Source organism: Hymenobacter plasmatis (assembly GCF_020711255.1).
GTDB lineage: Bacteria > Bacteroidota > Bacteroidia > Cytophagales > Hymenobacteraceae > Hymenobacter.
In genome coordinates, this window is the sequence record NZ_JAJFAW010000005.1 from 1 (window position 1) to 23522 (window position 23522).

Here is a 23522-nt window from a genome sequence, read left to right on the forward strand (position 1 = left end):
GAGTACTTGTCCCATAAGTGCGTGCGAAATTCCAGCCCGGAAAATACACCATCACTCTTTGGGACTATACATCTAAGGGGCAATAATTCAATAAAAAAAGGCCTTTCCTAAGCCGGGGAAGGCCTTTTTTTATTTCCCGAATTTGGTTCGGGACCATGGGGGATTTGCGAAGAATTCGGAGAAGCTGAAAATAAAAAAATACAGGGGCAAAAACCGCAAATATTGACAGAAATGGGATTAAATAAGTACTTTTGATTGTTCAGTACCTAGCAACCCGAAGGGCTGTTTAACGACCTGATTTAATCCCGCCCACATGAGCGAAACGAAAGAGAAAATGGCACAGTCGGACTATTCCGCCGACAGCATTCAAGTACTGGAAGGGTTGGAGGCCGTGCGCAAGCGGCCCAGCATGTACATCGGCGACACTGGCATGAAAGGCCTGCACCATCTGGTGTGGGAAGTAGTCGACAACTCGATTGACGAAGCCCTCGCCGGGCACTGCGACCTGATTAACGTTACCATCAACGAAAACAACTCCATCACCGTCCGCGACAACGGCCGCGGCATTCCGGTGGACTGGCACGCCAAAGAAGGCAAGTCGGCCCTGGAAGTGGTGCTGACCGTGCTGCACGCCGGTGGCAAGTTCGATAAGGGCTCCTATAAAGTATCCGGTGGCCTGCACGGCGTAGGCGTGAGCTGCGTGAACGCGCTGAGCACCGACCTGAAAGTGACCGTGCGCCGCAACGGCCACATGTACGAGCAGGAGTACAAAATTGGCTTCCCGCAGTACCCCGTGAAGGAAGTAGGCGACACCGAGGAGCACGGCACGGAAGTGCAGTTCTTGCCCGATGCCAGCATCTTCACCGAAACCGAATACCGCTACGACACCGTGGCGTCGCGCCTGCGCGACCTGTCTTATCTAAACAAAGGCATTCGCATCACCCTCACCGACCGCCGCGAGAAGCTTGAAGGCGGGGAGTTCCGCGGCGAAGAGTTCTTCTCGACCGGTGGTCTGCGCGACTTCGTGCAGTACCTCGACGGCGAGCAGCGGCCTTCGCTGCTCTCGGAGCCCATCTACGTGGAGAGCGAGAAAGGCGGCACGCCGGTAGAAGTGGCTCTGCAGTACAATACCTCGTACCAGGAAAACGTCTATTCCTACGTTAATAACATCAACACCATTGAGGGTGGCACGCACGTGGCGGGCTTCCGCTCGGCGGTGACGCGGGTGCTCAAGACCTACGGCGATAAGAACAAACTGTTCGAGAAAGCTAAGGTGGAAATCACCGGCGACGATTTCCGCGAAGGCCTCACGGCCGTAATCTCGGTGAAGGTGATGGAGCCGCAGTTCGAAGGCCAGACCAAAACCAAGCTCGGCAACTCCGAGGTGAGCGGCGCAGTGAACTCGGTAGTGGGCGAGATTCTGACCCAGTACCTGGACGAGAACCCCAACCAGGCCAACCGCATTATGGAGAAGGTGATTCTGGCTGCCAAGGCCCGCATCGCCGCCCGTAAGGCTAAGGACATGGTGCAGCGCAAGGGCGTGCTATCGAGCAACAGCCTGCCGGGTAAGCTGGCCGACTGCTCGGAGTCGGACCCCGAAATATGCGAACTGTACCTTGTCGAAGGTGACTCGGCTGGTGGTACTGCTAAGCAGGGCCGCAACCGGGCGTTTCAGGCTATTCTGCCGCTGCGCGGTAAAATCCTGAACGTGGAGAAAGCCCAGGAGCACCGCATCCTGGAAAACGAGGAAATCAAGAACATGATTACCGCGTTGGGCGTGAGCTTCAACGAGCGTAAGTCCTTGGCCTTTACTACCGAGGATGACGGCACCGAGTCGGGCCCGCTCAACTTCAGCAAGCTGCGCTACCACAAGGTCATCATCATGACCGACGCCGACATCGACGGCTCGCACATCCGGACCCTGATTCTGACCTTCTTCTTCCGCTACATGCGCGAGCTGGTGGACCGGGGTATTATCTACATCGCCCTGCCGCCGCTCTACCTCGTGAAGCGTGGCAAGGAAGAGCGCTACTGCTGGACCGAGGAGGAGCGCAGCCAGGCCCAGGAAGACCTTGGCCGCGGCAAGCCCGAAACGGTGAACGTGCAGCGCTACAAAGGTCTTGGTGAAATGAACGCCGAGCAGCTCTGGACCACCACCATGCAGCCCATGACCCGCACCCTGAAGCAGGTAACGGTAGAATCGGCCGCCGAAGCCGACCACCTGTTTTCGATGCTGATGGGCGACGAAGTAGCGCCCCGCCGCGACTTCATCGAACGGAACGCCAAGTATGCGAAACTGGACGTGTAAGCACCACGCCACTGCAAAGGCCCGCTGCAAAGCGGGCCTTTTCTTTTTCAATGAAACGTCATGCAGAGAAACGTCATGCTGAGCGCAGCCGAAGCATCTCGCTTGTGGTAGTAATCCAATCGTGAGGACGAAGCGAGCGAGATGCTTCGGCTGCGCTCAGCATGACTGCCACATGACGGTATTGAGTGGTGCTACCCGATATTTATAAACCTTATGCGACAACTGATTTCTTCCGGCGCACCCTGGGAAGCCATCGTAGGCTACTCGCGGGCCGTGCGCGTGGGCAACGTGGTGGAAGTAGCCGGCACCACGGCTCAGGACGGCGACACCGTGACCGGCTCGGACGCTTATGCGCAAGCCCGGCGCGTACTGGAGAAGATAGGAATGGCACTAACCGAGGCCGGTGCATCGTTTGAAGATGTGGTCCGCACGCGCATGTTTGTTACCGATATCTCCCGGTGGGAGGAGGTAGGACGGGCCCACGGGGAGGTGTTTGGGCACATCCGCCCCGCAACGTCCATGGTTGAAGTTAAGGCGCTGATTGACCCGCGGTTGCTGGTTGAAATAGAAGCCACGGCCATTATTTCCACATAAAATAGCCTGAACAGGGCCATTTCCCCGTATTTTGCCCTGTCTTTCCCCGCCACCATGAAGCTCTTCAAATCTGCCGACCTTATTCGTAAAAGCAAGTACATCAGCCGCGACCTGAGCTGGCTGCGCTTTAACTACCGCGTGCTCGACCAGGTGCAGGACCCCAACCGAGCCCTGTTTGACAAGCTCAAGTTTCTGGCCATCACCAGCTCGAACCTGGACGAGTTTTTCATGATTCGGGTCGGGTCGCTGTACAACTACCTCGACTACGGCAAGGAGCGGATTGACTATTCGGGCCTACGGGAGCTGCCGTTTCGGCGCAAACTGCTTGATTTCGCGCACCGCTTCGTGAACGACCAAAGCCTGACCTATCTGAACGAGCTGAAGCCCAACTTCGAAAAGAACGGCTTCAACATCCTCAAGATGGCGGACCTGACCGAGCTGGAAGTGAAGAAGGTGGACGGCTTTTTCAAGAACACCGTGTTTCCGCTGCTTACGCCCATGGTGTACGACGCCTACCACGGCTTCCCGCTGATGATGAACCAGATGCTCATCTTCGGCGTGGTGACGCGCATCGGCAACGGCGTGGCCGTGGGGCTGGACGGCGAAGCCGAGAAAGGGCAGGAGCGGCTCACCTTCGTGCAGATTCCGCAGAACCTGACCCGTTTTTTTGAGCTCAACCGCAAAGACAAGGTCATCTTCGTGCCCATCGAGGAAGTGGTGCGAGAGTTTTTGCCGCGCCTATTCCGCAACGTGGAGATTGTGGCGGCCAACCTGTTCCGCATCACCCGCAACGGCGACTTTACCCTCGAAGAATCCGACGACATCGACAACGACTTCATCAAGGAAATCCAGGTTGGGCTAAAAACCCGGAAGCGCGGCCGCGTGGTACGGGTAGAAGTCGAGCCCAACGCCTCGCCGGTACTGATGAACGTGCTGCGCGAGCGGTGGAATATCGATAATGGTAACGTATTCGTTATCAACTCGCTGATTGACCTGAAAGGTCTGTGGCAGATTGTGCGCCACCCCAACTTCCGGGGCAAAACCGCTAAGTTGCCCTCGCCGGTGGCCCCGCTGAGTTTGCCCGAGGGTGCCGAGGAAAACATGTTTGAGTACCTCAAGACGCACGACGTGCTGCTGCACCATCCCTACAACAGCATAGAGCCCATGGTGCGGCTGCTGGAGCAGGCCGCCGTGGACCCGCACGTGCTGGGCATCAAGCAAACCATCTACCGGCTGGCCGACGACTCGCGCGTATCGGCCGCGCTGCTGAAGGCGGCGGAGAATGGCAAGCACGTCTCGGTACTCTTTGAGGTGAAGGCGCGTTTTGACGAGGAGAAGAACATCCGCGAAGGAGCCCGGCTGGAGAAGGCTGGCTGCTTCGTGATTTATGGGGTGAGTAAGTACAAGACGCACACCAAGCTCCTCATGATTATCCGCAAGGAAGGGGAGAAGGTGACGCGCTACGTGCACATCGGCTCGGGCAACTACAACGAGCAGACCTCGCGCCTGTACACCGATGTGAGCCTGCTCACGACCAACGACGTGTATGGCCACGATGTGTCGGAATTCTTCAACGTTATCACCGGGCACTCGCAGCCCGACGACTACGAGTACCTCATCACGGCACCCAAAGACATGCGCCAGCAGCTCATCCACCTGATTCGGGAGGAAGTGAAGCACGCGAAAAAGGGCCTGCCCAGCGGCATCGTGATGAAGATGAATTCGCTCGAAGACAAGGAAATCATCGACGAGTTTTACAAGGCCGCGAAGGCCGGCGTGCCCATCCGGTTCATCGTGCGCGGCATCTGCTGCCTGCGCCCGGGCCGCCCGGGACTGAGCGACAACATCGAGGTTCGCAGCATTGTGGGTGAGTACCTGGAGCACACGCGGTTGTTCTATTTCCACCACGGCGGCGAGGCCCGGGTGTACGCCGGCTCAGCCGATATCATGGTGCGTTCTTTTGACCGCCGCATCGAAGCGCTGTTTTTGATTGTTAATCCGCAGCTTAAAAGAGAGGCCATTAATATTCTGATGATGAATATGATGGATAATCAAAACAGCTACGTGATGCGCGAGGATGGCGCTTACATTCGCCAGCACCCGGCCCCCGGCGAACCGGTGGTGAACGTGCACCGGGACTTCTTCAAGCGCGACGAAGCCCAGCTGGCCACGGCCTCGCCCGAAGGCCTGCTGGCCCTGCTAGACGTACAGGCCCAACGCCGGGTCGACGCAGCTGTAGCCCTTGGAGTGGCTGAAGAAGCCGCTGCCCAAGCTGCTCTCGAAGCCAGCGAAGCAGCAGGAGACGATTCCTTCGGCGAAGGAGAAGAAGTTGAGGTCGAGGTGTGCGAGGACGACGCTACGCCCGTAGGTCATATCGATGAGGAAGGTGTAGGGGAGTTGGTCGTTCCGAGCTAATTCACCTTGCCATGCCGTGGGAACCTCACCCCCGGCCCCTCTCCAATAGAGAAGGGAGCCACGGCGCAACATTTTAGTTCAATTCCTGAAAACCAAAAGTCCCAGCTCAATATTGAGCTGGGACTTTTCATTTGGTTACCTTCAGGCTCCCCTCTCTTTTGGAGAGGGGCCGGGGGTGAGGTGTCCCTCAGCGCGTCCGCAGTTACTCCAACTGCTCGGCGTGCTGATTCTGCATGTCGGGCACGGGGAGATGGGCGGGATGGCCGGTTTCGGGATGCGGGTTGAGCTCATCGAAGAAGTCTTCGAACAAGGATTGGAGCATGCCATCTTTCAGCCCAATGTCGGGCACGAGCATGCTGTTGATGCCAGCCCACTCCATGGCGGACAGGTAGATGTGGCCGGCGGGCACAATGACATCGGCCCGGTCGGGGTTGAGCATGGCCACGTTCACGCGTTGTTCCATGCTCAGGCCGGAAAGGCGCGTGAGGATGGTGTCGATGCTGCGCTTGGTGATGGGCCGGTTGGGCGCGGCGGGCGAGAGGCTGTAGATTTTGTTGATGTTGCCGCCCGTGCCGATGGCCCGGGTGACGTGGTGCTTGCGGGACTGCTCGCGTACCCAGGCTTCCATGCGGGCCCAGAGGTCGGTTTGGGCGTCGGTATTGGCATCGCCGCTTTCTTCCTGCTGCATCCGCCGAATGGAGCCGATTTCGAACGACTGAGCCGCCACCTTGCGGCGGTCGTGGTATATGTTGAATTCGGTACTGCCACCGCCTACGTCGATGTGCAGGTAGTGCTTGTTGTCTTCCAGCAGGTGTTCGATGACGCGGTTGATGAAAAAGGCTTCGTCCTGGCCGTCAATTACCTTGATTTCCATGCCCAACTCCTGCTGCACACGGGCCTTAATGGCGGCTCCATTGCTGGCCGACCGCATTGCTGAGGTGGCACACACCAGGTAGTGGCAGACTTCGTGCACCTCCATCAGCAGCTTCAGCGAGTGCAGAAACTTTACAAATTTCTCTTCCTTGGCCGGTGAAATCTTGCCGGAGGCAAACACATCTTCGCCCAGCCGCATTGGGAAGCGCACGTACTCCACGCGCTTGAGCCGGTAGCGTCCTTCGTAGTAAAGCACCGCGGAAATCTGGCACCGCACGGCGTTGGACCCTATATCAATGGCGGCAAGTTTGCGAAGCGGATAGTTCATAAGCACGAAATTACGGTACAATAGCTGCGGGCTACGCTTTAATTCCTTGAGCCTAGCAAGTCCCATTTGTCCTGCCCACGGCTACACCAATGGCGCTCAAGTTGCTGAGTGGGCTTTGGTCAACGGTAGAAATGCAGCTCGCGTTTTGCTTTCAAAAGCACGGTATCTGCAGCAGAACGTTGGATTTTAGCTCAATTTTCTACTTATCGATGCGGAAGCCCAGGCCGAATTGGATAAGCGTACTTTCAGCTGACTGCTGATAGGACACTGAAAGGGCCAGCGTTTCCACTACCGGGGCTATGTAGAAGCCCGCGCCGTAGCCGCTGTGCCAGCCATCGGTAGAAGCAGCCTGGAAGTACACACGGCCCTGGTCGTAGAAGCCAAATACGCCGTAGTAGAAGGGCAGGAAGCTGTTTTTGACCTGACCCAGGGCAAAGCGCAGCTCGGTGTTGTAGTACAGGCTGGCGTCGCCGCTGAAGCGGTTGCGGTAGTAGCCCCGCAGGTTTTCGGTTTGGCCCAAGCTGGCAAATTTGTAGAACGGAATGTTCGAATCGGGGCCGTAGTTTTTGGCGCCGCCGCCTTTCACCACCAGCGTGATGGGAACGCCGATTTTGGCAGTGCCATAGTACTCGGCGAAGGCTTGAGTTAGGCCGAAGTTACTCATGGTATCGTTGAGCTGGCGGTAAGAGTCGTGCTGCACGCGGATGCGGACACCGCGCTGGGCGAAGCTGGGGCGGTTACGCAGGTCCAGGTCAAGCACGGCGTTTAAGCCCAGCAGCTGCTGAGGATTGGTATTGGCCCGGGCCCGGTTGGATAGCTCCAAATTAGTGGTGCCCAAGTAACTGTTGCCGGCGAAGCTGCTGGTGTAGTCTTCGTAGGTGGGGCCCACGCGGAGGATGCTGCGCTGAAAAAACGTGCGCTCCACGAAGGCATTGAGGGTATAGCCGCGGTAGCGGGCGTTGTAGAACTTGTTGTCGTACTGGTCCTGGCTGAAGGCGGTATTGTTGCCCAGCCCAAAGAAGCGGTAAAAGGGGAAGTAGTTACCGTAGCGGACCTCGGCGCCTACATCCACTTTGCCAATGGCGTAGCGGTGGCGGGTGCTGGCCGTGACCTGAAACAGACCATTGGAGCTGCCCTGCACGTTGAACTGGTACATGTTCTTGTAGCCGGGCTTGCGGAAGCCCTGGCGCAGGAAGGTGACACCCGCCCCGGCCCCGAAGCCGTCGTTGGCGTTGTAGAACAGTGAGATGCTGGGCCGGTAGCTGTTGTACTCAAACTGCTCCCGGTCGTAGGCATTCACGCCCACGCTAGAGCTGGTGTGGTTGTCGGATTCGGGGCCCAGGTGCAGGTCGGTGTCGGGCACGTCGTACACTTTGGTGAGGGTACGCAGGCCGGCCGCGTGCGAGTCGTCGGTGATGCGGTCTTTGCCCTCGCCGCCGATTACGCGCACCAAAATGCTGTGGCTGCCGCCGTCGCCGGTGACCGTAAATACGTCTTTCCCGTCGAGGCCGTACAGGCATACTTCGTCGGTTTCGTTGGGCTTGAATGTACGGTCGAACAAGGCCGGACCATTGGCTGCTTCGCCCTCTTTGGCCTTGTCAAACATCTGCACCCGCACCTGCCCATCAGGCATCCGGTTGACCTGAAATACCTCGCTTTTGTTGCTGCCTACCACGTCCACCCGCTTGGCCAGCAGGAGGTAATATTCGTCTAGTGCTTTGGGCAAGGTTTGGATTCTGGACTTCAACTTTCGGTTGATGTCTTTGCCGGATAGGGGCTGAACTTCAGATGGTAGCTTGGCCGTTGCTTCGTCGATAACGGCGGGTGTCAGCTTGGCCTGGAGGTACTTCCCTGCCTCTTGCCACTGCTCCCGGCTCAGGCCCTGGAGCAGAAACCGGTCGAGGTGCCGCGCGGGCCAGTTAAGGCTTTTGAGGTCGTGAAACTCGTCCTCGAAATCCTCGATGCTGGGCACGGCCCACTCCCGGTTGGCGATGTAAGTGAGCAGGCCGTTCCACAGGGTAAAAGACTGGTCGCGGTCGCGGGGAATGGGGCGGTAGAGAATGCCGCCACCGGGCTGCTTGAAGCCAGCCCACTTCCAGTTGTCTTCGTGTTTGCCGAAGTCGGCCACCAGCATATCAAAGGCCCGGGCCCGGGCCAGACCGGGGGCGTCCACCCGGTTGTCGTGGTCCTTGAAGAGCTTGCGGAAGAGACCGAAGCTGCGGGTTACTTCGTCGGAGTTGCCAAACCCAGCCAGGTTGGCTTTGGGGTCCTTGGGGCTTTCCTCGAGGGTACCCAGCAGGCCGGCGTATTGCTCCCGGTAGGGGCCCAGCTGCTGGTTGTCGGGCAGGCGGAACAGGCGGGGCCGGGCGTGCAGGATATCCGTCTGGTCGAGCAGGTAGCCGATGGGCAGGTTGGAATAAGGGTTGGCCGTGGCCGTGATGTCGCGCAGCACATCGGACGCAATGGAGTTGCGCAGCTCCGGGGGTAGGATTCGCGTCACGTCCTTATCCACCGACCGGAACACGTATTCCGAACTATCGTTGGCAATGAGCTTGAGGGAAGTCGTCTGCCGACCGCCGCCCTTGCCATAGGGATGCAAGCCGCCTTTTTCGGTGGCCAGGTCCAGCGTGGGCACGGCCACGGGCTGCAGCCAAGAAGAGCGGTAGAGGTCGCCGAGGAGAAAGCGCTTTGTGGGCCCAGCCTTGTACTCCGGGCCGGGCACTACAGTAGTAGTAGCCTGAAACGGGGCGTCGGGTTTGCTTTCGGCAACTGTTTTGGTAGCGCCAGGGCACTGGGAGATAAACGGATTGACCGGGGCCTTGCCGCCCGCCCCATCGGTGCAGGCCGAACGGAATAGCGTGCCGGTGTAGGCATCCTGGCCTGGCTGGCTCCCCCCGCCAAACGTGTGGAAATGCGTGGTGACGGTACCGTCGGCAAAGTATTCGAGGGTGGTGTATCCTTCTTTGCTTTCGTTGTAGAGCGACTCCTCGTTGGCTCCGACGTGCTCACTCTCTACAAAGCTGCCGCTTACGATGTGGTAGTTGCCCTGAAAGGGCGTGAGCTGCAGGCTGTAGTCGTGGGCAGCGGCGTACACCAGGCCGGGGTTGCTTTGCAGGGTGTTCAGCAGTTCCTTGCTCAGCTCCTGGTAGCGCGGGTTGGCCAGGTCGCGGGGGCTGCCCACGTTCTGGCGGTAGGCGGCGTAGATGGTACCCAGCACCGGTGGGCTCAGGTGCCGCGAAAGGGGCTGGCGGCCGCCATACTCCCCATTGCTGAGGACGGGGTGGTGGCCCACTAGCAGCACATTTTTGTTCTTGGTGTCGTCGAGAATGTCCTGGAGCTGCTCCCGAAATTCCTCTTTGGTCAGGGTTTTGCAATCGGTGTCGGGCGCTTCGGGCCGGTCATACGGGTGCGTGAACCAGGGCGTGTTGAGCGCCACGAGCCGAACCAGCGGGGCTACGTCCACTACCTCGGGGCCCGGGCATCCATTGGTCGGAATGAAAGCGTTTTGCCCCGGTAGCTGCTTCTCAATGTATTTCTCCAGGCGGCGCACAGCCTTGAGGCCTGTGGGGCCGGAGTTGGCCCAATCCTTATCACCGGGCAGGAAATAAATTTTGCCCTGTGGCAGGCCTTTTACCAGCCCAATTAGCGCATCGGCGCGGCTGTGCTCGGCCTCCGCCAGGGCCGTATCGCCTTTGGCGGCCAGTCCCGTGTTGCCCACGATATCGCCGAGGTGCACCACCGTAAAAGGACCAGTCTGCTGTTCCAGCGTTTGGCGCAATAGCTTGAGGTGCTCGGTGGGTAAACTGGCCTGAGCGGTATTGCCTAGCAGAAAAACGGTGTGGGCGGGAGCGGAAACCTGGGCGTTAGCAGTGCCTGCCAGCAGCAGCGAGGCTGCTAGTAAAAGTGAGTAGATGCGACGCATAAAAACAGAATATAGGCTCTCTTACGGCTGTTCAACCAAAAAGTAAGGCCGTAGTTGCGCGATGCTCCGCAGTAACGCCTTGCCCAAAGTCAGCCCGAATGCCAGCTCAACTGTTATTTATACCGAGTTATACCGAGGCCAGCTCCCGCAAAATCTTGGGCACGCCCGAGGTCGCGGGCTCGGCCACGTACTGAATGCCGCGCCGGCCGGCTGCGGGCTGGTGTGGGTCGATGACGTATACCGGGCAGCCCACGGGAGCATAATGCAGCAGCCCGGCCGCCGGGTACACCTGCAGCGACGTGCCCACCACGAGCAAGGCATCGGCGGTGCCGGTGGCTGCGGCCGCGTCTTCTATCAAGGGCACCATTTCGCCAAACCACACGATGTGGGGCCGCAACTGCCCGCCGTCCGGGGCTAGGTCGCCGAGGTGAATGTCGCCGGGGCAGTCGTACACCACGGACTCGTCTTTCACCGAGCGCATCTTGTTCAGCATGCCGTGCAAGTGAATGACCTCGGTGGAGCCGGCGCGCTCGTGCAGGTCGTCTACGTTTTGGGTAATGATGGTGACGCGCCAGCCCGGCTCCTCCTCAAAGCCGGCCAGGGCAAAGTGGGCGGCGTTGGGCTCCACGCTGCGGGCCTGGGCGCGGCGTTGGTTGTAGAAATCAAGCACCAGCTCGGGGTTGCGGGCAAAGCCTTCGGGCGAGGCCACGTCTTCCACCCGGTGGCTTTCCCACAAGCCATTGCTGTCGCGGAAGGTGCGAATACCTGACTCGGCGGATACGCCGGCACCGGTAAGAACGACAAGGTGTTTCACTGCGGAGTAGACTAAAAGGTTGGAGGGTGTTTTTAGCTGGCAAACGCTGCTTCCAGTATTTTAACCGACGTTTTTCCAGCTCAGCGCCTAATTTTCAACTAAGCAACAGGCTGGAAGGCATAATCATCAGTACCCCAACAAGGCGGATAATGGCAGGGATATAAACCGGAAAAGCGCCACAAAGTGGCTGCGCCCAAAAGCGGCAGTTGCTGCCTATTTTCTCTAACGGTCTTGCACCTGCGGGGTTATAGACGAGAAATACAGGCGACTGACTTGCTTGAGCAGCTTTAGTAACTTGACGTTTTAGCTCAATTTGCCAGAAGCCGGCTCAGTCGAAAATCACCGTCTTATTACGGTGCACAAACACCTGTTCATCAAATACCAGCTTGAGCGAGCGGGCCAGCACGATTTTCTCTACATCGCGGCCGGCCTGAGCCATTTCGCGGGCGCTCTGGGTGTGGTCGATGGGGATGACGCTTTGGGAAATAATGGGGCCCTGGTCCAGCTGCTCGTTCACAAAATGCGCCGTGGCCCCGATGATTTTTACGCCCCGCTCGTAGGCCTGCGCGTAGGGGCTGGCGCCCACAAAGGCCGGCAAAAAAGAATGGTGAATGTTTATCAGTCGGTTGGAGTAGTGGGCCACGAAGTCCGACGAAAGAATGCGCATGTACTTAGCCAGCACCACAAACTCGGGCTGGTATTGCGTGAGCACAGCCAATACCTCGGCCTCGTGCGCCTCGCGGCTCTTGCCTTCGTGCGTGATGAAGTGAAACGGGATGTCAAACCGGCGGGTCAGGTCGCCCAGCACCTCGTAGTTGCTCACCACGGCCAGCACGCGGGCATTCATCTCGCCAAATGCGTGGCGCACCAGGAGCTCACTCAGGCAGTGATGCTCCTTCGTTGCCATCAGCACAATGTCCTTTCTGTGGTTGTTGGTAAGGCGAATGTGGGCGGCCGCCGGGAGCACCGCCTCCAGCTCAGCCAAAAGCGCCGCGGGCTCCACGGAGCCGGCAAATTCCGTGCGCATGAAAAAGTGGTTGTCGTGCCGCTCCACAAACTCCCCGTTGCGGATGATATTTAAGTGGTGGCCAAACAGTACCCCCGTGATTTTATACACCAGCCCGGGTTCGTCGGGGCAATTGATAAGTAATAAATGCGCCATAGGATAGTAGATGACAGCTGGGTTAGATTCTGAGTGAGGCTAAGTCCTACAATGTAGTAGAAGGATAAAGAAGCAGACCAAGGGGCAAACAAAAGCCCGCAACGAGGCGGGCTTTTGAGGAATTTAATTGAGCTAAAACCAGCTCAATTTCGCAACTATTTTGCTTTTGCCGGGGCTTTTTTGGCGGCCGGCTTGGCAGCGGCTTTTGCAGCTGGCTTCTTCTTTGCCGCGGGCTTTTTGGCGGCTGGTTTTTTCTTAGCTGGCGTGTCGGCTTTCTCCTCCTTGGCGGCAGGGGCAGCCTTTTTGCCGAAGCGTCCGCCTTTGGCGGGCTTGTCGGGGGTGGCGTCGGCCAGCTCCTGGCAACGCGCCAGCGTGAGTTCGGTAGGCTCTTCGCCTTTGGGAATCTTCACGTTCTTCTTGCCTGCCACGATGTAGGGCCCAAATCGGCCATTCAATACCTGAATGTCAGGGTTTTCGGGGAAGGACTTGATGAGGCGCTCGGCATCGGTTTTGCGCTTGTTTTCAATCAGCGCCACGCCTTCCTCGGCCGTGATGGTGTGCGGGTCCTGCTCCTTGGTGAGGGAATAGAACTTGCTGTCGTGGCGGATGTAAGGGCCGAAGCGGCCCAGGTTGGCCGTCATGTCCTTGCCCTCAAACTCGCCCACCACGCGCGGCAGTTTGAACAGGTCCAGCGCCTCATCAAGGGTAATGCTTTCGATGAACTGGCCTTTGCGCAGGTTGGCGTATGCGGGTTTCACCTCGGGGTCGGTGGTGTCGCCCAGCGCCACGTAGGGGCCGTAGCGGCCCAGGCGGGCCGTTATTTTCTCGCCGGTTTCGGGGTGCACGCCGATTTCGCGGGTGCTGCCCAGGGTGCTCCGTTCAATGTCCTGCCCGGCCTCGATGGTTGCGTGGAACTTGCCGTAGAAGCCGGTCAGCATCTGCGTCCAGTTTTCGTGGCCGTTGGCAATCTGGTCAAACTCATCCTCGACCTTGGCCGTGAACTGGTAGTCCACAATCACGGGGAAGTGCTCCACCAGAAAGTCGTTGACTACCATGGCCGTATCCGTCGGAAACAGCTTGGCTTTTTCGGCGCCGTAGTTCTCGGTTTTGATTTCGGTGTTAACTCCGTTGCCTTCCAAAGTCAGCACGTGGAAAGCACGCTCCTTGCCTTCGCGGGTGTCCTTTTCCACGTAGCCGCGCTTCTGCACGGTGCTGATAGTAGGCGCATAGGTGGAAGGCCGGCCGATGCCCATTTCTTCCAGCTTCTTCACCAGCGAGGCTTCGGTGTAGCGCGCCGGGGGCGCCGAAAACCGCTCGGTAGCAGTTAGACGCTGCAACGGCAGGTTCTGCCCAATGCTCAGCGGCGGCAAACCGCGCGAAAAGCTGGATTCACCGTCTTTTGCTTCTTCCTCGTCATCGTCGTCCTTGCTCTCGGCATATACTTTCAGGAAGCCCTCGAAGGTTATGACCTCGCCGGTGGCCGTGAACGTGACGCCCGGCTGCGTGCTGATGCCAATAACCGCCGTGGTGCGCTCAATCACAGCTTCCGCCATCTGCGAGGCCATGGCCCGCTTGCGAATCAGGTCGTACAAGCGCTGCTCCGACGCATCAGAGCCCGCTTTTACGGCGCCAAAATCGGTGGGCCGGATGGCTTCGTGCGCTTCCTGAGCCGACGCCGACTTGGTTTTGAACGTGCGAGTGTGGTGATACTCGGCGCCGTAAGCCGCCGTGATGGCCGCCTGCGCGCCCGCCAAGGCCTCGCCCGAGAGGTTCACGGAGTCCGTCCGCATGTAGCTGATTTTACCAGCTTCGTAGAGCTTCTGAGCTACGCTCATGGTCTGGGCCACCGAGAATCCCAGCTTACGCGAAGCCTCCTGCTGCAGCGTAGACGTGGTAAACGGCGCGGCCGGGCTGCGCTTGCCAGGCTTCTTGTCGAGGCTCTCAATCTGATAAGTAGCGCCCATGCAGCGCTGCAAAAACGCCTCGGCTTCTTCCCGCACCTTATAGCGGGTCGGCAGCTCGGCTTCGAGCACAGCGCCCCGGCCGGCATCAAAGCGGGCCACAATGCGGTAGGCGCTGGCCGACAGGAAATGGGAAACTTCGCGCTCCCGCTCCACTACAAGGCGCACGGCCACCGACTGTACCCGGCCGGCCGAGAGGCCCGGCTTTACTTTTTTCCAGAGCACGGGGCTCAATTCGAAGCCCACGAGGCGGTCGAGTACGCGGCGGGCCTGCTGGGCATTCACCAGGTTCTGGTCAACTTCGCGCGGGTTGGCAATGGCGCCCAGAATGGCGTTTTTGGTGATTTCGCGGAATACGATGCGCTTGGTCTTCGCAAGGGGCAAGTTCAGGGTTTCGGCCAAGTGCCAGCTGATGGCTTCGCCTTCGCGGTCATCGTCACTCGCCAACCAAACCATTTCGGCCTCCTTGGAAAGTTTTTTTAGCTGGGCAATTAGCTCCCGTTTATCGGCCGATACCACATAAGTGGGCTTAAAACCATTGGCTATATCAATGGCATTATTGTCTTTAGGCAGGTCGCGGACGTGCCCGTAGCTGGAGCGCACCACGAAATCCTGGCCCAGATAGCCTTCTATGGTTTTGGCCTTGGCCGGCGACTCGACGATAACTAAATTCTTGACCATGTGGGCACGTAAGGGGAAACGGCAGGCAATTGAAGGCGGTGGGAAGTGAAACGGCCAGCCGTAGGGAAATGTTAAAATTGGCCGCAAAGATGCCGGATATTTCCCAGCGACGCCGCACTCGGCCATAATCCGGCCCCGACAGGCCAGGTTAACAGGGCTTCTGTACGGCGGAGTTCATTGGCTTGGTAAACCGGCGTATCTTTGCTTATTCGCGGATAACCCCCGTACTTCGCCTTCCCCTTTTTGTCCTCCTTCCATCCGCTTGTTACTTATATAATATGGCTTCCCCCAAGAATCCGCAGACTAAGCTTCGCCGCACCCCGACGACCGCTGACACGGATGATATTACCGGTGGCAAGCCGGATACCGGTGCCGTATCGGCCCTGGATGTTGTGCGGACCAACAACGACCTGACCCGCAAAAAAGGCGGCTCGCGGGGTTCGGTGGATACCCAGGACCCGGGCTACGTAAACGACCAGCTCAACCGGGTGCTCTACGCGCTTGACGCCTTCAAAAAAGGCGACGTGTCGGTGCGCCTCACCAAGCAGAACGACGACATCTTCGCCGAAATCGCCGAAGCCTACAACTCGATGGTTGAGATGATAGGCGGGGTAGGCGGCGAGGTATCGCGCATCTCGAAGGTGGCCGGGGTAGAAGGAAACCTGAAGGCCCGCGCCTCGGCCGACGGCGCCGCGGGTTTCTGGCGCGACATGATTAACAATATCAACGGCTTGGTGGACAGCATCGCCGTTCCGGTATTGGAAGTAGGCAAGGTACTGAAGAACATCAGCCGCGGCAACCTGGACGAAAGCTTCCAGATTCCGGTATCGGGCGACTTCAAGCTGATGGCCGAAACCATCAACAAAACGATTGACAACCTGAACATCTTCGCCGGCGAGGTAACTCGTGTGGCCCAAGAAGTAGGAACCGAAGGCAAGCTCGGTGGCCAGGCCAGCGTACCAAACGTAGGCGGCATCTGGAAAGACCTAACCGACAACGTAAACAACATGGCCTCGAACCTGACTTCTCAGGTACGAGACATTGCCAACGTAGCTACCGCCGTGGCCAAAGGCGACTTGACCCAAAAGGTAACGGTTGATGTAAAAGGTGAATTCCTGCAGCTGAAGCAGAACCTGAACCAAATGGTGGACTCGCTGAACCTGTTTGCTGGCGAGGTAACCCGCGTGGCCCAGGAAGTAGGAACGGAGGGGAAGCTGGGTGGACAAGCTAGCGTGCCCAACGTGGCCGGTGTGTGGAAGGACCTGACGGATAACGTAAACAACATGGCCAGCAACCTGACCTCTCAGGTGCGGGACATTGCCAACGTAGCCACCGCGGTAGCCAAAGGCGACTTGAGCCAGAAAGTAACGGTTGATGTAAAAGGTGAACTGCTCCAACTGAAGCAGAACCTTAACCAGATGGTGGACTCGCTCAACCTGTTCGCCGGCGAAGTAACCCGCGTGGCGCAGGAGGTGGGCACCGAAGGGCGCCTGGGTGGCCAGGCCTCCGTGCCCAGCGTCGCTGGTGTGTGGAAGGACCTGACCGACAACGTAAACTACATGGCTTCGAACTTGACGAGCCAGGTACGAGACATTGCCAACGTAGCCACCGCGGTAGCAAAAGGCGACTTGACGCAGACGGTAACCGTCGACGTAAAAGGTGAATTCCTGCAGCTCAAGCAAAACCTCAACCAAATGGTGGCGTCTCTGAACCTGTTTGCCGGCGAGGTAACTCGCGTGGCACAGGAAGTAGGAACGGAAGGGAAGCTGGGTGGACAGGCTAGCGTGCCCAACGTGGCCGGTGTGTGGAAAGCCCTCACCGACAACGTAAACGACATGGCCGCGGCTCTTACCTCGCAGGTACGAGACATTGCCAACGTGGCCACGGCCGTAGCGCGCGGCGACTTGAGCCAGAAGATGACGGTGAACGTGAAGGGCGAAATCCTGGAGCTGAAGAACATCCTCAACCAGATGGTTGACTCCCTGAACATCTTCGGTGACGAAGTAACCCGCGTGGCCCGCGAAGTAGGAACGGAAGGGAAACTGGGCGGCCAGGCCGTTGTGCCCCGCGTAGGTGGTACCTGGAAGGAGCTGACCGACAACGTGAACACGATGGCGAGCAACCTGACTTCTCAGGTGCGAGACATTGCCAACGTAGCCACCGCCGTATCGAAAGGTGACTTGAGCCAGAAGATTACGGTAGATGTAAAAGGCGAACTGCTGGACCTGAAGGACAACCTTAACCAGATGGTGGACTCCCTGAACATCTTCGCCGGCGAGGTAACTCGTGTGGCCCGTGAGGTGGGCACCGAGGGTATTCTGGGCGGTCAGGCCAACGTGCCGCGCGTAAGCGGCACCTGGAAGGACTTGACGGACAACGTGAATACGATGGCCTCGAACTTGACCTCGCAAATGCGCGACATTGCCAACGTGGCAACCGCCGTAGCAAAAGGCGACTTGAGCCAGAAAATCACGGTTAATGTGCGCGGTGAGCTGTTGCAGTTGAAGGAAAACCTCAACGAAATGGTTGACTCCCTGAACACCTTCGGTGACGAAGTAACCCGCGTGGCCCGCGAAGTAGGTACCGAAGGCAAGCTGGGCGGCCAAGCCAAGGTGCCCAACGTGCGCGGCACCTGGAAAGACCTGACCGACAACGTAAATACGATGGCCAGCAACCTGACCTCTCAGGTGCGAGACATTGCTAACGTAGCTACCGCCGTATCGCGCGGCGACTTGAGCCAGAAGGTATCGGTAAACGTCAACGGCGAGCTGCTGGACCTGAAAGACAACTTGAACCGAATGGTGGACTCCCTGAACATCTTCGCCGGCGAGGTAACTCGTGTGGCCCAAGAGGTAGGCACCGAGGGCAAGCTGGGCGGTCAGGCTTCGGTACCCAGCGTGGCTGGTGTGTGGAAAGAACTCACCGACAACGTAAACTACATGGCATCGAACCTCACCACGCAGGTGCGGGGCATTGTGAAGGTAGTAACCGCGGTATCGAAGGGTGACTTGACCCAGAAACTGACGCTGCAAGCCAAAGGCGAAGTAGCTGAGCTGGCCGACACCATCAATCGAATGGTGGACGACCTTAACCGCCTCGCCGTCGAAGTAAGCCGCGTGGCGAAAGTGGCCGGTGTGGAAGGCAAGCTGACTGAACGCGCCACGGTAGGCGGCGTATCCGGCTCCTGGAAAGAACTAGTGGACACGCTCAACGCCCTGCTCGAATCCATTGCCTCGCCGGTACTGGAAGTAAGCCGCGTGGTGCGGGCCATCTCGGAAGGCGACCTGACCCAGCGCGTGGAAGTGCCCACCACGGGCGACATCCTGGCCATGTCCAACGCCCTTAACCTCGCCGTAGAGAACCTGAACGAGCTGCTCGGCGAAATCAACGACTCGTCGCAGATTGTGGGTACTTCGTCGGAAGAAATGGCTGGTAAAGGCCAGGAGATGAGCCGCGTAACCGTCGATGTGGCCTTGGCCATGCAGCAGATGGCTGAAGGCGCTCAGAACCAGGCTTTGAAAACCGACCAGGCCTTTAAGCTGATTGAAGAAATCATGCAGGCCACGAAGGAAACCGCCAACAAGGCCGACGTGGTAAACAAATCGGCTATCCTGGGTGAGCAGACCTCGCAGCTCGGTCTGAAAACGGTGGCGGAAGTGGTAAAAAACATGGAAGAAATATCCAGCGCCGCTTCGCAAACGTCCCGCACCATTGAAGTACTGAGTACCCGGTCGGGTGAAATCAGCAAGTCGCTGGGTGTAATTACCGACATTGCCTCGCAAACCAACCTGCTGGCTCTGAACGCCGCCATCGAAGCCGCCCGCGCCGGGGAAGCCGGCCGTGGCTTCGCGGTAGTAGCCGAGGAAATCCGGAAGCTGGCCGAAGGCTCCCGCAAGTCGGCCAACGAAATTGCCACGCTGGTAGAGGACGTTCGCAAGGACACCACCTCGGCCGCAACCGCTATTTCGACCATGGAAAACCGGGTACTCAAAGGCAAGAACGCCACGTTCGAAGCCAGCTCGGCCTTTAAGAACATTGCGACCAGCAGCGGCGAAACTCTTCGCACCTCGCGCGACATTCTAACGGCTACCGAGGTACAGAAAACCTCGATTGGCGACGTAGTGAAGTACGTGGAAGAAGTGGTAGCCATTGCCGAGCAAACGGCAACGGGCACGCAGCAAGTGGCCGGCACGGCCAAGCAGCTGTCGACGGCTATGCAGGAGCTGACTACCAGCTCGCAGCGCCTCACCGACATTGCCGACGACCTCCAGGCCGGTCTCGAAACCTTCCAGCTCAGTTCCTACGAGCCGGAGCCCGAGCCGCTGCCGCTGCGCCGCGGCCCCAGCGTGCGGGATATGTACCGGGCCCGCGATTCTTACGCCCCCGCTCCGCAGAATGGCAACGGCAGCGCCAACCGTCGGGCTCAAAGCCGGTCCGAAGCAGCTCCGGAACCTTCCGAAAATGGCCGCCGCAACGGCATGGTGCGTCGCAACGGCCGGGCCGAAACGTTTGCTCCGGCAGCTCCCAAAACGGAGCGGCGGGTACGGTCGAATCGCGCGGAGGTAGAAATTAACGGCAATGGGGCGCCCAAGCCTGCAGCTCCAGCCTCGCGGCCGGCGCCTGCAAAGCCGGCGGCCCAGCCCGAACAGGCGAAGAATGGCAAGAGCCCGCGCAACGGCCAGGCCGTGAAGGACGCAGCCCCCAAATCAAAAGCCAAAGCCAAGTAATTTTTGGTAACTGGTAGTGGTATTTGGTAGTCGCAAGCAACAGTGCTTTAGCCTTCCGACTACCAAATACCCACTACTGACCACCAGCTGCTGACTACCAAGTATATGGCCGAGATTGAACTAGCCGCTCCTGCCCCTAAATCTGAACGTGCCAAACCGGCCGAGCTGGTTCAGCTCATTGTGTTCCGGCTGGGCGACGAAGACTACGGCATCCGCATTGAGCAGGTGAAGGAAGTGACCGTGACGCCGGAAGTGGCGCGCATGCCCAAAACACCGCCCTTCATCAAAGGCATTGCCAACCTGCGCGGCGACATTATTGCCATCATCGACCTGGAGGAGCGGTTTCGGCTGCGGCCCGCCGGCCGGCCCTTGCCCGAGCGCAGTTATACTGTAGCCGTGGAGGCTGCCGACTATACCCTGGGCCTGATGGTGCGCGAAGTGCCGCGTCCCTTCACGCTGCCCCTGAGCCAGATTGAGCCGGCCCCGGAGTTTGTGCAGGACTCCAGCACCCGCGACAAGTACCTCGAAGGCATTGCCAAGCTACCGGAAGGAGGCATCATCATCGTGCTCGACATGCGTAAGCTGCTCACCCCAAGCGAGGTGATGCGGCTGCCGGGCAAAGGGGCATCTTCGTAGCCCCCAGCCCGTACAACGCGGGGCCGGGCGCAGTAGCTCGGCCATGCAATCGAATTATCCCTATGTCACCCAATACCATGAACAAGCGCATTCTCATCGTCGACGACTCATTTTACATGCGGACGATGCTCAAGAACATGCTCACCGACGCTGGCTACGAGGTAGTAGGCGAAGCCGCCAACGGGGCCCAGGCCCTGGAAATGGCCACTTCAACCGAGCCTGACCTTATCACCCTCGACGTGATTCTGCCCGATAACACCGGGCTGGACGTGCTCAAGAGCCTTCGCCAAACGCAGCCGTCGGCCAAGGTGGTAATGTGCAGCGCCGTGGGCCAGGAGGTCATCGTGAACGAAGCCATCGAGAACGGGGCCCTGGCCTACATCGTGAAGCCGTTCTCGGAAGAGAAGGTGTTGGAGATAGTGGGCGCCGCGTTGCAAAACAACGACGCCACCGAACAGACGGCCTAAGGTGCGGCCGCAACCTCCCGTGACTATGCAGCTCACCGTCGGAAACGATGGGGCTTGGCAGCGCGTGGCGGTTTGGGAAGAACGTGTAACTAAGAAAATCGGCCAATGAAAACGCGCGACCAGGAATACCGGGAGCTGTTCATGGCCGAGGCGCTGGAGTATTACGACTCCATGAGCCGGCACCTAAGCGAGCTGGAGCGCAATCCTGACGCAGGCCCGGCGCTCAACGAGCTGTTCCGGCTCATGCACAACCTCAAGGCCAATGCCCGGGCCATGGGCTTTACGGACCTGGGCGAGGTTGCCCACCACCTGGAAACGCTATTTGGGCTGATTCGGGACCATGAGCGCACCTTTAGCGGGCCACTCATTCGGGTGGTGTTTGCCGGGGTCGATGCGTTGGGCAATATGATTCGGGCGGTGGGGGCCAACCAGCCCCTGCCCGATGCCAGCGCGCTGCTTGAGAACCTCGACCGCTTGGTGCGCGGCGAAGCGCCGGTGCTGGATGAAGAAGAGACCATCGACACCGAAGAGGAGTCGAACCGGAAAATGGAGCTGTCGGACCTGGTGTACATCCAGGTCAAGAAGCTTGATAACCTGCTGAACCTGGTAGGCGAGCTCGTGATTGACCGCGACCGGATAATGACTCTGGCCCAGGAGCTTGATAACCCCGCGCTGCTGGCCACGGCCCAGCACCTGTTCCGCATTTCCGATGATTTGCAGTACAGCGTGATGGATGCCCGGCTGGTAGGAGTGGGCGTCCTGCTCAACAAGTTTCCGAGGGTGGTACGCGACGTGGCCGCTGTCGAGGACAAGCAAGTTGAGCTGACAATGAGCGGGCAGGACGTGCAGATTGACCGCAACATCCTGCAAATCATCACTGACGCCTTGCTCCACTTGGTGCGCAACGCCGTCAGCCACGGCCTCGAAACTACCGAGCAACGCCTGAAGTCGGGCAAGTCCCCAATCGGGCAGCTCACCCTTTCCGCCCTGACCGAGCGCGACGACGTGCTCATTCAGGTGCGCGACGATGGCCGCGGCATCGACACCGAAGCCGTGCGCCGCAAAGCCGTAGAGCGCGGCCTGACCACGGCCAAAGCCGCCGCCAAACTTGACGAGCACGCCGTGTGGGCGTTCTTATTCGAGCCGGGCTTCTCAATGGCTCAACAAGTGACCGACATCTCCGGCCGCGGCGTGGGCCTGGATGTGGTGAAGCTGGCCCTGGATTCGCTGGGCGGCCAGCTGCGGGTGGAGTCGCAATTGGGCGTAGGCACCACGTTTACGCTGGTACTGCCCACCTCCATTGCCGTAAAAGGCGCCTTGCTGGTGGAAGTAGACGACCGTCCCTACGCCGTTCCACTGCTGCACACCGACACTGTGCTGGCATTGCACCCCGGGCAGATTTCGGTGGTGGGCGGCGTGCTTGTGACCCAATTCCACGAGCAGTCCGTGCCGCTGGTGCCCTTGCGGCAGCTGCTGTACGACGAAGGCGATGGGCCGCTGCCCCTTGCCGACAAGAACGACATGAATGGCCCCCAGCATGTGCTGGTGGTCAACTACAACAACCGCCGCCTGGGCCTGGTCGTCGACCGATTTATGCGTCAGCAGAACATCGTCATCAAGCCACTCAGTAAGCCTTTAGATACCATTGACCTGTTTGGGGGAGTCACCCTGCTCGGAAGCGGGCAAGTGTGCCTCGTACTGGATGTGCCGGCACTCACCCGCTTGTTTTTAAACAAACGGCCCTAAACTCACCTTCTCTCACCACAGTCCTCGCAGCTGCACTTCCCCCTATATTCGACGTTATGGATTTATCGATGACCGACTTAGAACGTGATATAATCCGCGAGATTTTGAACATTGGCCTGGCTCGCGCCGCCGATTCGTTCGCCGTAGTCGCACAGGAACGGGTGCTCCTGGAAGTGCCGAATATTGACTTGCTGGTAAGCGACGATATTTTGGTTAGAGTGCGCGATTACCAGACCAACCACGTTGCTATTCAGTCCGATATCCGGGGGGACTTCAACGGTACTACGCTGATGTTCTTCTCGGGCCAGCACATTCAGCGGCTTTCCCGGGTATGTCTGCGCATGCAGACGGCCGAATCGTTGGAAGTGAATGAGCTTCAGGAATCGCTACTACTGGAAATCAGCAACATCATCACCGGAGCCCTGGTCACGCAGCTCGCCAACATCCTCAAGGCCAACATTTACGGGGCTCCTCCCACAGCTCCTCACGGCGACATCGGGGATATCCTGCAGAGCCTGCTGCCTCAGCACCAATTGCAGCCGCTTATTTTCTCGGTAATCACCCAGTTTTCCGACAAGGACAACATGGTGGAGCTGCCGCTGATGCTGTTCTTCGACCGGATTACTTTCTCGAAAATTCTGGAGATAATCCGCAGTTACGATTTCCTGGGCAGCCAGATGTCGGCTTAGTCTTTTTACTGAAGGCTGTTTACTGCGTTTAGCAACATAACGTCCTTTGATATAAGCACGTCATACAGATTGAGCTGTTTCATTTGGCTCAACTTGATACTTTGGATTTTTGAGGAGCTATCTAATAGCTTCCCTGCCCATGCCGCCAGCGGATTCAACCCGATTGGCGGCCTTGGTTTTTAATAACCCTTCACTAGCA

General features: G+C 58.6%; 13 protein-coding genes. 8 read left to right on the forward strand and 5 right to left on the reverse strand.

The window, feature by feature from the left end:
* Nucleotides 1-313 precede the first annotated feature (313 nt).
* From gyrB to ppk1, 3 genes are all read left to right on the forward strand, one after another.
* Entirely contained in the window at nucleotides 314-2308 is a 1995-nt protein-coding gene (gyrB, locus tag LJ738_RS04685; protein ID WP_068194360.1) for a DNA topoisomerase (ATP-hydrolyzing) subunit B, read from the forward strand.
* A gap of 213 nt (nucleotides 2309-2521) precedes the next feature.
* Complete coding sequence (locus tag LJ738_RS04690) at nucleotides 2522-2902, forward strand: RidA family protein (RefSeq protein ID WP_227785157.1); 381 nt, start codon at nucleotides 2522-2524, stop codon at nucleotides 2900-2902.
* A 54-nt stretch (nucleotides 2903-2956) separates the two neighbouring features.
* Nucleotides 2957-5317 carry a polyphosphate kinase 1 gene (gene ppk1 / locus LJ738_RS04695; RefSeq protein ID WP_227785158.1) on the forward strand — a complete coding sequence of 787 codons (2361 nt, stop codon included), beginning with the start codon at nucleotides 2957-2959 and terminating at the stop codon, nucleotides 5315-5317.
* Between the two features lie 202 nt (nucleotides 5318-5519).
* On the opposite strand, the gene LJ738_RS04700 is transcribed toward ppk1, so the two are convergent.
* From LJ738_RS04700 to topA, 5 genes are all read right to left on the reverse strand, one after another.
* Complete coding sequence (locus tag LJ738_RS04700; protein ID WP_227785159.1) at nucleotides 5520-6518, reverse strand: Ppx/GppA phosphatase family protein; 999 nt, start codon at nucleotides 6516-6518, stop codon at nucleotides 5520-5522.
* A 199-nt stretch (nucleotides 6519-6717) separates the two neighbouring features.
* Nucleotides 6718-10440 (reverse strand): outer membrane protein assembly factor, encoded by a 3723-nt coding sequence (locus LJ738_RS04705; RefSeq protein WP_227785160.1) that lies wholly within the window; start codon nucleotides 10438-10440, stop codon nucleotides 6718-6720.
* 127 nt (nucleotides 10441-10567) lie between these two features.
* Nucleotides 10568-11254, reverse strand: coding sequence for an SIR2 family NAD-dependent protein deacylase (locus LJ738_RS04710; protein ID WP_068194370.1), 687 nt, complete (start codon nucleotides 11252-11254; stop codon nucleotides 10568-10570).
* A gap of 328 nt (nucleotides 11255-11582) precedes the next feature.
* A complete protein-coding gene (gene purU, locus LJ738_RS04715; protein ID WP_227785161.1) occupies nucleotides 11583-12416 on the reverse strand; it encodes a formyltetrahydrofolate deformylase in 834 nt (277 codons plus the stop codon).
* Nucleotides 12417-12571: 155 nt separating this feature from the next.
* Nucleotides 12572-15058: a type I DNA topoisomerase gene (gene topA, locus LJ738_RS04720; protein ID WP_227785162.1), complete on the reverse strand. Its 2487-nt coding sequence runs from the start codon at nucleotides 15056-15058 to the stop codon at nucleotides 12572-12574.
* A gap of 278 nt (nucleotides 15059-15336) precedes the next feature.
* On the opposite strand from topA, the gene LJ738_RS04725 reads away from it, so the two are divergent.
* The 5 genes from LJ738_RS04725 (at nucleotide 15337) to LJ738_RS04745 (ending at nucleotide 23323) form a co-directional block, all read left to right on the forward strand.
* Nucleotides 15337-19785, forward strand: a complete 4449-nt coding sequence (locus LJ738_RS04725) for a methyl-accepting chemotaxis protein (protein WP_227785163.1) — start codon at nucleotides 15337-15339, stop codon at nucleotides 19783-19785.
* A gap of 105 nt (nucleotides 19786-19890) precedes the next feature.
* Nucleotides 19891-20421 carry a chemotaxis protein CheW gene (locus tag LJ738_RS04730; RefSeq protein ID WP_068194378.1) on the forward strand — a complete coding sequence of 177 codons (531 nt, stop codon included), beginning with the start codon at nucleotides 19891-19893 and terminating at the stop codon, nucleotides 20419-20421.
* A gap of 62 nt (nucleotides 20422-20483) precedes the next feature.
* On the forward strand, nucleotides 20484-20888 hold the full coding sequence (locus tag LJ738_RS04735; RefSeq protein ID WP_227785164.1) for a response regulator: 405 nt from the start codon (nucleotides 20484-20486) through the stop codon (nucleotides 20886-20888).
* Between the two features lie 105 nt (nucleotides 20889-20993).
* Nucleotides 20994-22634 (forward strand): chemotaxis protein CheA, encoded by a 1641-nt coding sequence (locus LJ738_RS04740; protein WP_227785165.1) that lies wholly within the window; start codon nucleotides 20994-20996, stop codon nucleotides 22632-22634.
* Between the two features lie 68 nt (nucleotides 22635-22702).
* Nucleotides 22703-23323, forward strand: coding sequence for a chemotaxis protein CheC (locus LJ738_RS04745; protein WP_227785166.1), 621 nt, complete (start codon nucleotides 22703-22705; stop codon nucleotides 23321-23323).
* The last annotated feature ends 199 nt before the right edge of the window (nucleotides 23324-23522 follow it).